Below are 14614 nucleotides of genomic sequence, written 5' to 3'. Positions count from 1 at the left end.
GCCCCGAGCGCGGCAGCCGCAGCGGGGCCGTCCCCCCGCCTTCGATCCGGAGGATCCACAAGCACCGCAGCGTGCTGGAACGGCGCTCCAGCCGGCTGACACGGCGGCGCGGCATCACCACTCGCCACGGCAAGCCCGGCGCGGCCCCCGGGCAGCCGCCCCCGCGCCTCCCTGCTGACGCGGACGTGACGTTCGACGGCAACTCCCGGACCGATCCCCGCCCCGCCCGTCGCGGGTGCGCCCCCCGAGGGTCGTCCGCCGCCCAGGAGCCGGCCGTTCGCAAGTGCCGCCCGGGAGCGGTGCCGCGGGGAGGGGGAACCCGGGCCGGCGGTCAGTCGCCGGCCGGAGAGCGGCGCTGCGGCTGCGGGCGTCCGCGGCGCTGGACGGCCCCGTAGGTCTTCTCCAGCGCCGCGGCCGTGGCGTCGTAGGAACGCTGGGCGACGCCCACGAACAGGCAGTCGATCAGGGCCAGTTGGGCGATGCGGCTGACCGTCGCGCCGGAGCGGAAGGGAGTCTCCCGGGCGCAGGTCGTCAGCACCAGGTCCGCGCTGCGTGCGAGGGCGGAGCGCGGCGCGTTGGTCAGGGCGATGGCCGTGGCGCCCCGCTCGGCGGCGGCCCGGAGGGGCTCGACGGTGTCCTCCGTCTCCCCGGAGTGGGAGACGGCCAGGGCGACGTCACCGGGCCCGAGGAGGGCGGTGGCGGTGAGGGCGGCGTGCCGGTCGGTCCAGACGAACGCCATGTGGCCGATGCGGTGCAGTTTCTGGTGCAGGTCCTGGGCGACGAAGGCGCTGGCGCCGATGCCGAAGATGTCGATCCGCCGGGCCCCCGCCACGGCGTCGACCGCGCGGCCCAGCACCTCCACGTCCAGCCCGGCCCCGGAGTCCTCCAGGGCGCGCACCTCGTTGTAGATGATCTTGCTGACGATCTCGTCGAGGGTGTCCGTGGCGCTGATGTCGGTGCCCGGCGCCGGACGCTCACCGCCAAGGGCGTGCTCGCGGGCCGCGGCGACGGCCAGCGCCAGGCGCAGCTGCGGGTAGGTGGCGACCCCTATGGCGCGGCAGAAGCGCATCACCGTGGCCACCGAGGTGTCGGCGCGCCGGCCGAGCGCGCTGATGGACAGCTCCGCCGCCTGCGCCGGGTCGGCCAGGACGGCGTCGGCGACCCGCCGCTCTGAGGGCGCCAGGGACGGCAGTGCCGCGCGTATGCGCGCCAAGGTCCCGGCGGGGGAGGTGTCCTCCACCGGCCGGGACGGTATGCGGGGCGGTTCCTGGCGGGACATGGACCGTTCCCTCCTCGGTGGCTGGGCGACACGGTAACCAGGCCCCGGCTGTGCGTCAAAAATTTACGCACCGAATTACGTGAGGTTACTTATTGACATGAAGATGTTGGCCTTCCGATACTCGCTGGACCGTGATCCGCGCCGGTCTCCGGTTCCCCGGCGACCGCCCGACGCGACGGATCCGCAGGGACGCGAAGGCATGCCCCATGACAGCAGCAGTGGCGGTGGACCTGGGCAAGACCGGCTGCCGCGCCGTCCTGTGGAACGACGGCGCCGGTCCCGCCCACGACGTCCACGAAGTGCCCGGAGCGCCCGGGCTCGCCACCGGCAACGGAGCGGCGGCGGCCCGCGCCGCCGTGCGCGCCGCCGTCCTCCCCCTCCTCGCACGCGAGCCCTCGCTCCGACCGGCGGCGCTCTGCGTGGGCGCCGCGGGGGCCGCCGCAGCGCCGGAGGCCGCACGCGCCCTGGCCGGTCTGCTCCTGGGGGACCTGCCCGTGGACGAGGTGGCCGTCACCAGCGACGCGGTCACCGCCCATGCGGGCGCCCTCGGCGGCCGGACCGGCGTGGTGCTCGCGATCGGCACCGGCGCCGTCGCCGTCGGCATCGGGGACGACCGGTCCTGCGCCCGCGTCGACGGCTGGGGCCCCTGGCTCGGCGACGAGGGCGGGGGCGCCTGGATCGGTGCCGCCGGGCTGCGCGCCGCACTGCGCGCCCACGACGGACGCGGACCGGACACCGCGCTGCTGGCCGCCGCCGCCGAGCGCTTCGGCGACCTCGACCGGCTGCCCTCGGCCGTCGGCCGGGACGGCAACCCGGCCCGCACCGCCGCGTCCTTCGCCCCGGACGTGGCGCGCGCGGCCGCCGCGGGTGACGCCGCCGCCTCCGCGATCGTCCGGGACGCCGCCACCGCGCTCGGCGAGGCCGTCCTGGCCGCCGCCCGCCGCATCGGCGGCGACGCCCTCCCGGTCACCGTCACCGGCGGGCTCACCAAACTGGGCGAACCGCTCCTCGGCCCGCTGCGGTCGCTGCTCACCGGCTCCCCGCGCCCCCTGCACCTGCGGCCCCCGCTCGGGGATCCGCTGGACGGCGCACGCCTGCTGGCGCTGGACGCGTCGGCACCGCACGAAGCCCATGTCGTCCGCGTACGGCGGACGACGCCCCTGCACACCGTCCCCGCCCCGCCGGCCACCCCGCCGGCCGCTGTTTAGGAGTGAGCGTGCGCCAACTCGACCTCGTGGTGGTCGTCGTCTATCTGGTGGCGATCGCCGCGATCGGACTGCGGCTGGCCGGACGGCAGAGGACCGCCAAGGACTACTTCGTCGGCGAAGGCCACATGCCGTGGTGGACCGTCTCCTTCTCCGTGGTGGCCACCGAGACCAGCGTGCTCACCGTCATCAGCGTGCCCGGCGGCGCCTACAGCGGGCAGGGCTTCGGCAACGTGGAGCTGGCCCTCGGTTACGTGATCGGCCGCGTCGTCGTGGCCACCGTGCTGATCCCGCTCTACAAACGCGGCGGCTTCGTCAGCGCCTACCAGTACCTGGGGGACAGATTCGGGCTGAAGCTGCAGGGGCTCGCCTCGGTGACCTTCGTCTTCACCCGGCTCCTCGCCGAGGGGGTCCGGCTCTTCGCCTCCGCCATCCCGATCAAGCTGCTGCTCGACGAGTTCGGTGTGCACGCGAGCTACCGCGCCATCATCATCGTGCTCACCGTCATCACCGTCGTCTACACCTACCTCGGCGGCATCAAGGCGGTCATCTGGACGGACGCGATCCAGATGGGCCTGTACCTGGGCGGCGCGGTCCTCGCCATCGCCGTGCTGTCCGGCCACGTCGGCGGCGACGGCTTCTCGCGCGCCCTGCACGCGGGCCGGTTCAAGCTCTTCGACACCGACTTCGCCCCGGCGCACATCCTGACCAGCCCCTTCGCCCTGCCCACCGCGATCATCGGCGGCGCCATCTTCGCCATGGCGAGCCACGGCTCCGACCAGCTGATCGTCCAGCGCATCCTCGCCACCCGCTCGCTGCGCGACGGCCAGAAGGCCATGATCGCCTCCGGTGTCTTCGTCACCTTCCAGTTCGCCGCCTTCTCCCTCGTCGGCGCCCTGCTGTGGTCCTACAACGGGGGCAAGGGCTTCAAGGACCTGGGGCTGGCCAGCTCCGACAACCTCTACCCGAACTTCATCCTGCACGGCCTGCCCGTGGTGGTCTCCGGCCTGCTCGTGGCCGGCATCCTCGGCGCCGCGATGGGCTCGCTGTCCTCGGCGCTGAACTCCATGTCGAACTCGACGGTCGCCGACATCATCCACAGCTTCTTCCGCAGCACGCCCTCCGAGGAGTTCCTGCTCCGGCTCGCCCGGGTGATGACGCTGGTCTGGGCCGTGCTGATGGCGGTGTTCGCCTGCGCCTTCAGCACCAGTACCGGCAACGTCTACCTCACCGGTCTGACCATCGCGGGCTACACCTACGGCGCGCTGCTCGGCGCGTTCCTGCTCGGCCGGACCGTCCGGCGCGCCAACGAGATCGACTCCGTCGTGGCGTTCCTCGTGACGGTCGGCGTGATGACGTACATCGTGCGCAGCGTCAAGATCGACGTCACCGTGGCCGGCGCCACCGTGCCCACGGCGATCGCCGCCCAGTGGCTCGTACCGATCGGCGTGGTGATCACCCTGGCCGTCGGCGGCCTGACGAGCCTGTCCCACCGCGCCCCCGTCACCGCCAAGGCCCCCGCGGTCGGCGGTGAACCGGGCCCCGGTCCCGACCGCGTCGCGGCGGCCGCCGACCAGGACTGACAGCACGACCGCCCCGGCGGGCGCGGGACCGCCGCGGCGGGCGCGGGACCGCCGCGGCGGTCCCGCACCCGCCCCGCCCGGCACCGGTGCCCCGTCCGGGCCGCACCCGTCCCGTCCGGCGGACCCGTCGGAGAAGCCATGCGACAGTCGCAGCCGGCCCCGCCCACGCGGCGGACCGGGTGCCGGGAGGCACCGTGCGCGTGATCGGCCTGATGTCGGGCACCTCGTACGACGCCATCGAGGCGGCCGCCGCGGACCTGACCCTGGACGGCACCACCCTGCTCCTGAGGCCCCTCGGGCACCTCTGCGTCCCCTACCCGGGCACCTTGGGGGACCTGATCGCCGCCACCCTGCCGCCGGCCGCCACCACCATGCAGGCCGTCTGCGCCCTGGACACCGGCATCGGCCAGGCCTTCGCGGGCGCCGCGGAGCGTGCCCTGCGCGAACTGTGCGACGGCACCGCCGACCTCGTCGTCTCGCACGGCCAGACCATGTACCACTGGTCGGAGGACGGCATCGTCCGCGGCACGCTCCAGCTCGGCCGGCCCGCCTGGATCGCCGAGGCCACCGGACTGCCGGTCGTGTCCGACCTGCGCAGCGGGGACGTGGCGGCGGGCGGGCAGGGAGCCCCGCTGGTCGGCATGACCGACGCCCTGCTGCTGCGCGGCCTGCCCGGCACACCCGCGGCGCTGAACCTCGGCGGCATCGCCAACGTCACCGTCCTCGCCCCCGGCGCCGAGCCGCTGGCCTTCGACACCGGCCCCGCCAACGCCCTGCTGGACGCGGCCGTACGGCACTTCACCGACGGCGCCCGCACCTACGACGAGGACGGACGCCGGGCCGCCGCCGGCCGCACCAGCCCCGAGCTGCTGCGCGTGCTCCTGGACGACCCCTACTACCGCCGACCGGCTCCGAAGAGCACGGGCAAGGAGCACTTCCACCTGCCCTACCTCCGCCGGGCGCTCGACGAGGTGTCCACGCCCGCTCCCGACGACGTACTGGCCACCCTGACCCGGCTGACCGCCGTCACCGCGGCCGACGCCTGCCGCGCCCACGGGGTCACCGAGCTCGTCGTCTCCGGCGGCGGCGTCCGCAACCCGGTGCTGATGCGCATGCTCGCCGAGGAACTGCCCGGCGTCCCGCTGCGCCCCAGCGACGACCTGGGCCTGCCCTCCGACGCCAAGGAGGCCCTGGCCTTCGCCGTCCTGGGGTTCCTCACGGTGCACGGTCTGCCGGGCACCCTGCCCTCGGGCACCGGCGCCCGCCGGGCGGCACTCCTCGGCAGCATCACCCCGGGCCCGTCACCGCTGCGCCTGCCCGCCCCCGCCGCACGGCCGCCGCGCCTGCTGCGGATCACCCGCTGACCTGCCGCCCCGGGGTCACCACAGTGAGCCACCGGTCCCGCGACGGTCGCGGCCCTTTCAGGGGGCACGTGCACGGTGCTGCAAGCGGACTTCGGCGAAGGGACGTTGGCCCGGTTACGTGTGGCCTGCGGAACGGACCCGCTGTGGGACGCGGCGTTGAGCCTGCACCTGCTGCAGAACCGGCAGGAGTCATTGGTGTACGACGCCTGGCGGCGCGAGGTGCGTGCGGCCCCAAGACATTGCGTTCCGAACGAAAGACACGGTCCGCTCCTTGCGCCGCGCCAGACTCGACCTGAGCCTGTACATCGTCCGGCGCGACTACGGGGCCGCGGTGGCCAACCAGGTCAGCAGGCAACCGGTGTTCGCGGCGTTCCGTGAGGGCGGCCGGAGACAGTTCGTCGAGCGCCCGGTGCCGCAGTGGTCCGAGGAACCGCTGGCGCCGACCCTCGCCTGGGCACAGCGGCGTCCGGACCAGCCGCTGCCGGTCGAAGCGCTCGCCCGGCACGCCCACCTGAGCGTGACCACGCTGCACCGGAGGTTCCGCACCGAGCTGGGCGCCACCTCGCTGAAGTGGCTGACCGCCGAGCGCGTCGAGCTGGCGCGCAGACTGATCGAGCAGGGCACGGTCAACCTGGAACTGGTCGCGCACCGGACGGGCCCGGGCAGCACCGCGAACCTGCGCGCGCTGATGAAGCGCCACACCGGGCTCAGCCCGTCCGCCTACCGCGCGCGCTTCGCCACGGACGGGGCGATCGCCGCCGGCCCGCCGCCCGGCGCTGCGGACACGCGCCACGGTCCGGCACGGCGTCCCGCCCGGACGACACCCCACTTGTGAGCCGCCCGCGCGCGGCCGGTCTGCCGGGCCGCGGATCCGGGAACACCTGCCCGCGCGCCGGTGCGCCGTGCGCACGAGGGGGACCGGCCCCGGCCCCTTGCGCGACGACCGCACCCGGTCCGGAAACCGTCCCCGCCCGGACGGAACGGTGTCTCACCAGGTACGCCCCGCGCTTCACCGGGCTCCCGCCCGACCGCCTCCATCCGCGGCTCACGCACGACGACGCCGCCCTTCCCACCGGACGGGGGAGGGACGGCGTCGTCGGCGGGTGGCCCGGATCGGGCCGGGGAACCGCCAAACGGCGAGCGGGGAGCGTCGGCCCTTCCGGCGTCCGTGGTCCCCGGGCCGAGGCGGGGAAGACGCCGGGCCTGAAGCCGTTCCACACGACGGCGAACGGCAGGAGCGGGGTCGTACCGCGTCCCGCCGACGTCGAGGCGGGCGTGCGGGGGTTCTCCGGTGCGCCCAGGAGGGCGCTGCTGGGAGGTGCGGTTCCCGGCGGGCGGGTACGAGCGCGCGGACCGGTCCGCGGCGGGCGGGCCGACTTGCTGAGGACGGACGGGGCCGGGGCCCCGGACTGGACCACCGGTGCCTGCTCGAAGCTCCGCCGGGTAGTGCCAGGCAGGTCCCTCGCGCCCGGTCGGCACGGCGCCCGCTCGCCGCGCGGGTCAGGCGGCCAGGATCTGCGGCACTTCGGTGACCGTGCGGCGGTCCGCCCGCAGTTGCTCCAGGAGGGCGTCGGCAGCGGCGAGGGCCTGGTCCACCGACTGGGTGCCGGTCATGACGCACAGCGTGTAGGAGATGTCCTCCAGCTCCCTGCTCGAACGGCCGGTGGGCTGCAGGTCATGGCGGAAGCGAACTTCGGCGAAGCGGGCCAGCACCGCGCGCAGTTCCTTCTCCGCAGGCAGAAGCACAGCGACAACCTTTCTCCAAAGGCCCGTTTTCTCGCCGGGCCTGCGACGTCCCTGAGCGGGCACCCGCCAGGTGGCACACAGGTGGAAGGGGGCGGACGCTCCCCCTCCGGTGGGGCGTCTGCCCCCGATCGATCAACGTATGCACTTTTGCCGCCGCACTTCGCCGACGACGCCGCTCACCGCTTCCCGCCCCGCCGATCAGCGCCGAGCAGGGGGCCCACCGGCCCCGAAGTGCCCACCCCCCGCCCCACCGGTTCGGGCGCTCGTCGGACCGCCGCGCGAAGGACCGTCCGGGAACACGCCGTGCGCGAACACCGGACGGCAGGCGTCGACGGGACGGCCGCACTTCACCGGTCGACCACCCGCGGAACCGCGGTCTGTGGCGCGGTCCAGGTCACAGTATGTGTGAAATTGTTTCCTCGCCGTGAGGGTTGACCTCGAAAGAAACGCGAACGCACGCTGTGCGCCATCATCTCGGCGGTGCTCGGCGCGCCTTCCGGCCGGGTGCGCGCTCCCTGTCAACTCCCCACGTCGAAGGGCGGGTCCGTGCCCCGATTAGCGAGACCCACTCCCGTGTGGGTACTGGCGCTGCTCGCCGCACTGCTCGCGGCCGTCGCCGGTCCGGCGCCGACCGCCATCATCGATCGCCTGATCTCCTGGCTGGGTTGCGTCGAACGGCACGGCCTGAACAGCGGGTACCTCGGCGGCTGGAACGAACGCGGTCACGACGCCGACTGGTACGTCCGGCTGCGCTCGGCGCTGAACAGCGCCGGCTGCTCGAGTGCGCAGCTCGTCGGCAACGACTCGGGCTGGAGCGGCGCGGACGACATGGCGAACAACCCGGCGTTCAACGACGCGGCGTCGACCATCGGTGTCCACTACTCCTGCGACGGCGGCGACGACGGCGACGCGCGCTCCTGCCAGAGCACCCAGACCGGCAGGGACCTCGGCAAGCCCCTGCGGGACAGCGAGAACGGCTCCCAGGACATGAACACCGGCGCCCCCGCGCTGATCTGGGCGATCACCCGCGGTTACATCGACGCGAGGATGACCGGCTACTTCAACCGGCCGCTGCTCGCCGCGGTCCATCCGAATGTGCCCTTCAGCACGGTCGGCCTGGCCACCGCCGGCTCCCCCCGGTCGGGTCATCACGCCATCGGGAGCAGCACCTGGGCCACCGCGCAGGTCACCCCGTTCACCCGGCCCGGCTGGAAGTTCATCGACTCCGCCGCCGGCCGCCTGGGTGGCTCGGAGTCCCACGGCAGCTACGTCACCATCAGGTCGAACACCGGCTCCGACTACTCCACGATCCTGGAAACCACCACCGGCCAGGGCAAGGGCACCGCGACCGCGTCCGCCGCCCACTCCCTCGGTCCGCCCCGCAGCGACGACTTCGAGGCCGACGCCGACGGCACCGAGGCGACGTACCTGTCCGACATGCAGGGATCCTCCGAGGTCCAACCCCGCACCGGTCGTCCCGGGCGGTGCGTCCAGCAGGTGGCACCGGTCAAACCGATCGAGTGGCAGGACGACTCCGACTCCTACGCACTGATCGGTGACACCGGCTGGTCGAACTACACCGTCAGCTCCGACGTCCTGCTGCGCAGCGCAGGCACGACCGAGTTGCTCGGCAGGGCCAACACCCAACTGCGCCCGCGGTCGCACGTGAACGCCCACTACTTCCGGATCCGTGACACCGGGCGGTGGTGGATCGAGAAGACGCACACCGACGGCTCCAACCACACCCCGGGCACCGGTGAGTGGCACGACCTCGCCCTCACCTTCCAGGACTCCACGATCAGCGCCAGGACCGGCGGCAGACAGATCGGCTCGGTCACCGACACCTCCTTCCAGCCCGGGCAGGCCGGTCCCGGCATCCAGGGCTACCGCACCGACCAGTTCGACAACCTGTCCATCACCGCGGGTCCGGGAAGCGCGGGCGGTGTTGCGACCGGGCAGGTCACCCCCGCCCTGAACACCGCCAAGTGCCTCGACGACTACACCGACCCCACCGCCGCCGGCGCCGCCCTCGACATCTGGGACTGCAACGGCGGTGCCAACCAGAGGTGGAACGTCCCCTCCGCATCGTGAGCCGGGTGCCCCCGGTCCCCGGGGAGCGCCCCCGGCAACCGCTGCCGGCCGGCGGGCCCGGGCCGGACGTGTGCCGGCGCGGACGCGCGCGCAGGCACCCCCCGGTCCGCAGGACGGCCCCAGGCGGCCGAGCGCAGAGCCTCGCACATCCCCCACACAGCAAAGGAAAAAAGCATGAGGTATCACACGGCAGGATTCGCGGCCGTGGTGGCGGCCGCGCTCAGCGTGGGCGTCGCCCCGCCCGCGGCCGCCGCCACCGGCCCGGCCACCGCCGACCAGCGCCAGGCCGCGGCCACACCCGCCTCTTTACGGGTGATGCCGCTGGGCGACTCGATCACCTGGGGCATCGGCAGCAGCACGGGCAACGGCTACCGGGGCGACCTGTGGAACAGGCTGTCCTCCGAGGGCCACGCGCTCGACTTCGTCGGCACCCAGCGCAACGGCACCATGTCCGACCCGGACAACGAGGGCCACTCCGGCTGGCGGATCGACCAGATCGCCGGCATCGCCGACTCCGTGCTGGCCCAGTACCGGCCCAACGTCGTCACCCTGGAGATCGGCACCAACGACCTCAACCAGAACTACCAGGTGCCCACCGCCACCGACCGGCTGCACGCGCTGATCGACCAGATCACCGCCGACGCACCCGACGCCACCGTGCTGGTCGGCACGCTCATCGTGTCGACGAACTCCACCGAGGAACCCAACCGGCCCGCGTTCAACAGGGCGATCCCCGGCATCGTCCAGACCGAGCAGGCGGCCGGCAAGCACGTCCGGCTGGTCGACATGAGCGCGCTGACCACCGCCGACCTGGCCGACGCGCTGCACCCCAACGACAGTGGCTACCGGAAGATGGCCGACGCCTTCAACGCCGGCGTCCAGGCCGCCGACGCCGCCGGCTGGATCAAGACGCCCGTCGCCACCGGCGGCGTCGGCGCCGTGCGCTCGGGCATCGCCGGCAAGTGCCTCGACGTCACCGGCGGCAACACCGCCAACGGCACCGCCGCGCAGGTCTGGTCCTGCAACAACACCGGCGCGCAAGCGTGGACCGCGTCCTCCGACGGCACGCTGCGTGCGCTCGGCAAGTGCCTGGACGTGGTCGGCGCCGGCACCGCGAACGGCAACAAGGTCGGCGTCTGGGACTGCAACGGCAGCGGCAACCAGCAGTGGCAGTCGTACAACGGCGGCTACCGCAATCCCGCTTCCGGCCGCTGCCTCGACGACCCGGCGTCCTCCATCACCGACGGCACGCAACCGGTGATCTGGGACTGCAACGGCGGGGCGAACCAGAAGTGGTCGGCACCCGGCGCCTGAAAGTCCGTGGGAGCCGCACCGCCCGGCACCTGCCGGCCGGGCGGAACGCCACACCGGATCCCGTCCGGCCGGTGACCGTACGCCGGGGTGCGCGACAGCGTCCGGTGTGCCCGGGGAGGGGGAGGAGAGAGAGTCCAACTGCTGGGGACCAGGACCTCTTCGGGGACGGGGGAGACGAGCCTCCTGGCGGTGTCCGGGATGCCGGTCGTACGGCGGTGGGACGGCGAAAGGGGGAGGATCCGCCCCGGCCGCGAGGCAGGGCAACCCCGGACAGGGCGCGGCCGGGGCGGAGCCGAGGGGCGGGCGGCTTGCCCGGTTCCGCCGGCCCGGTGGCTGTCCGGGATCACCGGGCCGGCGGAAGACCTCATCCGGGCGGGCCGGCCGGTTCCGGGATGCGGAGCGGGGCCGCCGTGGCGGTGACCACGTCCTGGGCGGCGGTGCCGGGGCGGTTTCGACCAGGACCAGTCCGTGCTCGGTGACGTCCGGGACGGCGAGGTCGGTGATGATCCGGTGGACGCGGGCCCGGCACCACAGGTGCCGTGATCAGGTGCTTGGTGCGGAAGTCGGAGGCGCCCGCGCGCGTGGACGCGTCGACGAAGCCGGCGGCCGGTCCCTCGAACCAGGTGATCTCGATCCGCCCGTCCGGATGGAACAGCTCACGGAGCCGGCCCCATTCACCGAGGTCGCGGCGGACCCATCCGGTCATGAGGTCGGCGATGTCCCGACGGTCCCGCGGCGTTGCTGTCATGCCCCGGTGTCCGCTCGCCGACTCGATCGTGCCAGTCGATTGATACGACGCAGCAATCGTTTTCAGCGATGGGAGCAGGAGGGAACTGCGTCACTTGCGCTACTTCGTGGCGGTCGCGGAGGAGCGCCGCTTCGGGCGTGCGGCGACCCGGCTGCACGTGACGCAGTCGACGCTGAGCACTCAGGTGCAAGGGCTCGAGCGAGGGGTCGGCGGTCCCGTGTTCGTCCGGACGAGCCGCCGTGTCGAACTCACCGAGGCGGGGAAGCTGCTGCTGGTCGAGGCGCGTCGTGCCCTGGCGCAGGCCGACCGGGCGCTGAGCGTCGCCCGGCAGTCCATCGGCGGCGAGATCGGAGCGGTGCGCATCGGGTTCTCCGGTGTCGCCGTGCTGGAGGGCGTCCTCACCGCGGACCTGCGCCGCTTCCACCGGGCACACCCCCGGGTGGAACTCGCCCTGACCGAGCTTCCCCCCGCCGCGCAGGTCCAGGGGGTCCGCGACGGCACGCTCGACGTCGGCTACAGCCCCGGCTTCGGCCTCGACGACGCGCACGACCTCGTCGTGACCCGCCGTGCGGAGACGTCGTTGTCGATCGCCGTCCGGCGCGACCACGAACTGGCCGCCGCCGTGTCGGTGACAGATGCCGATCTGGCGGACGAGGACCTCATGGTGTTCGCCGCCGACGAGGACGAGGAGACCGTCCTCGTCCGGTTCCGGACGGCCCCCGGCGGGCACCGGGCACGCATCCGCCTGGTGAGCGGCACGCTCGGCGTACTCGCCCTCGCCGCGGCCGGAGCGGGTGTGGCCGTCGTGCCCACCGTGACGAAACGCATCGCGCTGCCGGACATCGCCTACCGGCCCCTGCACACCACGGCCACCGGCGTCGACGTCGTGACCATCAGCAGGCCCGACGAACTGTCCGGACCGGTCCGCGCCTTCCTCGGCCACCACCCACGGGCACCGCGATCCTGAAGCGGAGCGCGGCACACGGATCCCGGGCTCGCCGCCGGATGCGACGAACAGGCAGTGGGTTCACCGGCACGTCCTCCGGACCACGGACCCGGGTCCCCGCGTCGCGGCCCCCCGGTCCCCCGCCGGGAGGCGTACAAGCGGCGCGACGGCCTCGGGTGCCGCAGCGGCGGACCCAAGCAGTGGTGCGGCCCGGCCACCCGCCACGGCAGGACCGCCGCCATCCGCCCCGCCGCCGTCCCCGTCCGGTCAGCGAAGTGATCCGAAGGAAACGGCCTGGCTAGCCCTCCGCCGGGCCCTCCTCGTCCGTCCCCGCGGGAGCCGGCCCGGCCTCGTTGCCCGCACCGGGGGCGGCGTCCGCGCCGGCGAACGCGGTGTACATCACCGAGCCCTGCTGGTTGGACTTGTCGATACGGCCCTTCTTGGCCAGGGCCTCCAAGGTGTTGCGGACCGTCTGCATGGTCGTCGTCCGCCCGGGATGGTCCTGCTCGAGCCGAGTACGCACCTCACGCGTCATGTGCGGCTCGCCGGGCGCCTTGAGGAGGATGCCCAGAACGAGCTCGTGCAGCGGCGGCTCCGGCGCCTTGTCCGCCGTCCTGCCCGCCGGGGCGTCCGCGGCCGAGGTCTTCTTCGCCGGAGCCTTCTTCGCCGGGGCTTTCTTCGCGGTGCTCCTCCTCCTCGCCGCCGTCTTCTTCACGGTGGTCCTCTCCACCGGTGCCTTGCCCTTGGAGGCAACCGCCTTCTCGGCGACGGGCTCCGACGGCGCCGCCTCGCCCTGGCCGTCCTGCCGCGGTTGCGGAACGGGCGCGGGCCTACCGGCCCCGGCCGGAGCCGAGCCCTTGCGCCGGCCCTTCCCGGGTGCCGTCGGTTCCTCGTCCGGCCCGGCGGCGGGCCCGGCGCCGGAAGGGCTCGTGACCGCCCCGGGCACGTTGGCCAGCGCCCGCTCCAACCACGCCTCGTCCGCCTTCAGTTGCTCGAGGCGCTCGATGAGCTCGCCCTGCTCCGTGCGGTTGGCCGCGAGGTCGGCGGCGTATCGCTGTGCGTACACGTTCTGGATGGTGGTCTTCTCGGGCTCTTCGGCCACGGTGGCACGCTCCTCGTATCCGGGTGTTGCTGCCGGATGCTACTCACTGGGGCGTGGCGGCAGTTGTCGTACCGCACGATCACCACTCCCGCGGGCCGTCCGACGCCCGGTCCCGAGCCCGCCCGGTGGCCGCCGGTGCGCGACCTGCCGTGAGCCCCCGAGCCCCCTGCCGGGGTCCGCGGTCCCCGGTCCGGGGCTTCTCCCGCGCCGACGTGCCCGGCCGGCTCGTGACGTGCCCGGGCACTTCCCGAAGCGTCCCCGTTCCGCCGGACCGACCTGCGCTCCGGCCGAAGGGACACGGCTGCGAAGAACTCACAGGACGTCGCGCCGGGCGACGAAACCCGTCCGCCAGGTCGGCCATTCGGGCTGCCAACCCCGGTTGCGGGCAAGTGTGTTGAGAGCACCGCGCTCCCACCCCTGGCGGCCCGCCACCGGATCGGGCGCGGGCACACCGAGGGCCCCGGCCAGGACCGGGAGCCACTCGTGGGCCGGGGCGGGCTCGTCGTCCACGATGTTGACCGGTCCGCCCGGCCACTCGAGCGCGGCCAGCGCCGCGCCCGCCGCGTCGGCGACATGGACGAAGGAGCTCACCGCGTCGTTTACCACGGTGCTCCCCAGGAACCGTGCCGTCCGGTCGCCGGCCAGGGACGCCGCGAAAGCGCCGCCCGGTGCGTACCAGGTGCCGGGTCCGTACAGCAGGCCGTAGCGCAGCAGGACCGCTGTCCCCAGCTCCGCCGCCGTCTCCTCCAGGGCCCTGACACCGGCCACCGTCCGGGCTCGGGGCTGAGCGGATGTGCTGTCGAGCGGTACCACCTCATCGGCCGGGGCGTCGCCCGGCGTGTACGCCCAGGAAATCGACTGCGCGACGATCCGGCCGACCCCGGCAGCCTTCGCGGCCTCCACCAGGTTGCGGGTGCCCTCGCGGCGGATCCGGCCGTTGGCGGCCCCGTCCGCGCCGGAGAGGTCGGTGAGCTGGTGGATCACCGCCTCCGGCGCCGCCGTGCAGACCGCGCGCTTCAGCTCCTCCGCGTCGAACGCGTCCACCTGGACTCCGGTCGCTCCGAGGCCCCGGATCCGCTCGGTCCCGGCCGGGGTCCGTGAGGTCCCGGTGACCTCGTGCCCGGCCGCGAGCAGCATCGGGACGAGCAGACTGCCGACGGCGCCGGTGGCGCCGGCGACGAAGACACGCATGGGAACTCCGATTCCAGGGGGGCCGGTGGTGCGAGCCCAGCCTAG

11 protein-coding genes and 1 pseudogene are annotated in these 14614 nt (G+C 73.8%); 7 read left to right on the top strand and 5 right to left on the bottom strand.

Annotation, left to right across the window (positions count from 1 at the left end; translation table 11 throughout):
* Window positions 1-331: 331 nt before the first annotated feature.
* Window positions 332-1279 carry a MurR/RpiR family transcriptional regulator gene (locus QQY24_RS01655; protein ID WP_301970845.1) on the bottom strand — a complete coding sequence of 316 codons (948 nt, stop codon included), beginning with the start codon at window positions 1277-1279 and terminating at the stop codon, window positions 332-334.
* A 206-nt stretch (window positions 1280-1485) separates the two neighbouring features.
* On the opposite strand from QQY24_RS01655, the gene QQY24_RS01650 reads away from it, so the two are divergent.
* The 4 genes and pseudogenes from QQY24_RS01650 to QQY24_RS01635 all read left to right on the top strand — a co-directional run.
* Complete coding sequence (locus QQY24_RS01650) at window positions 1486-2487, top strand: BadF/BadG/BcrA/BcrD ATPase family protein (protein ID WP_301970844.1); 1002 nt, start codon at window positions 1486-1488, stop codon at window positions 2485-2487.
* Between the two features lie 8 nt (window positions 2488-2495).
* Window positions 2496-4067 carry a sodium:solute symporter gene (locus tag QQY24_RS01645; RefSeq protein ID WP_301970843.1) on the top strand — a complete coding sequence of 524 codons (1572 nt, stop codon included), beginning with the start codon at window positions 2496-2498 and terminating at the stop codon, window positions 4065-4067.
* Between the two features lie 194 nt (window positions 4068-4261).
* Window positions 4262-5431: an anhydro-N-acetylmuramic acid kinase gene (locus QQY24_RS01640; RefSeq protein WP_301970842.1), complete on the top strand. Its 1170-nt coding sequence runs from the start codon at window positions 4262-4264 to the stop codon at window positions 5429-5431.
* 280 nt (window positions 5432-5711) lie between these two features.
* Window positions 5712-6266: pseudogene (locus tag QQY24_RS01635) on the top strand (helix-turn-helix domain-containing protein); the annotation flags it as partial.
* Window positions 6267-6931: 665 nt separating this feature from the next.
* On the opposite strand, the gene QQY24_RS01630 reads toward QQY24_RS01635, so the two are convergent.
* A complete protein-coding gene (locus QQY24_RS01630) occupies window positions 6932-7177 on the bottom strand; it encodes a DUF5133 domain-containing protein (protein ID WP_301970841.1) in 246 nt (81 codons plus the stop codon).
* 573 nt (window positions 7178-7750) lie between these two features.
* Between QQY24_RS01630 and QQY24_RS01625 the strand changes: the two genes are divergently transcribed.
* Window positions 7751-9268: a hypothetical protein gene (locus QQY24_RS01625; protein WP_301970840.1), complete on the top strand. Its 1518-nt coding sequence runs from the start codon at window positions 7751-7753 to the stop codon at window positions 9266-9268.
* Between the two features lie 174 nt (window positions 9269-9442).
* Window positions 9443-10582: a ricin-type beta-trefoil lectin domain protein gene (locus tag QQY24_RS01620; RefSeq protein ID WP_301970839.1), complete on the top strand. Its 1140-nt coding sequence runs from the start codon at window positions 9443-9445 to the stop codon at window positions 10580-10582.
* A 364-nt stretch (window positions 10583-10946) separates the two neighbouring features.
* Here QQY24_RS01620 and QQY24_RS01615 read toward each other — a convergent pair whose 3' ends face one another.
* Window positions 10947-11330: a nuclear transport factor 2 family protein gene (locus QQY24_RS01615; protein ID WP_301970838.1), complete on the bottom strand. Its 384-nt coding sequence runs from the start codon at window positions 11328-11330 to the stop codon at window positions 10947-10949.
* A gap of 94 nt (window positions 11331-11424) precedes the next feature.
* Between QQY24_RS01615 and QQY24_RS01610 the strand changes: the two genes are divergently transcribed.
* Entirely contained in the window at window positions 11425-12297 is an 873-nt protein-coding gene (locus QQY24_RS01610; RefSeq protein ID WP_301970837.1) for a LysR substrate-binding domain-containing protein, read from the top strand.
* A gap of 277 nt (window positions 12298-12574) precedes the next feature.
* On the opposite strand, the gene QQY24_RS01605 is transcribed toward QQY24_RS01610, so the two are convergent.
* A complete protein-coding gene (locus tag QQY24_RS01605; protein ID WP_301970836.1) occupies window positions 12575-13378 on the bottom strand; it encodes a hypothetical protein in 804 nt (267 codons plus the stop codon).
* A gap of 312 nt (window positions 13379-13690) precedes the next feature.
* A complete protein-coding gene (locus QQY24_RS01600; RefSeq protein ID WP_301970835.1) occupies window positions 13691-14569 on the bottom strand; it encodes an NAD(P)-dependent oxidoreductase in 879 nt (292 codons plus the stop codon).
* Between the last annotated feature and the right edge of the window lie 45 nt (window positions 14570-14614).

It is taken from the genome of Streptomyces sp. TG1A-8 (assembly GCF_030499535.1).
In the GTDB taxonomy this organism is placed as follows: Bacteria; Actinomycetota; Actinomycetes; order Streptomycetales; family Streptomycetaceae; genus Streptomyces.
This window is presented reverse-complemented; position numbering and strand designations above follow the sequence as displayed.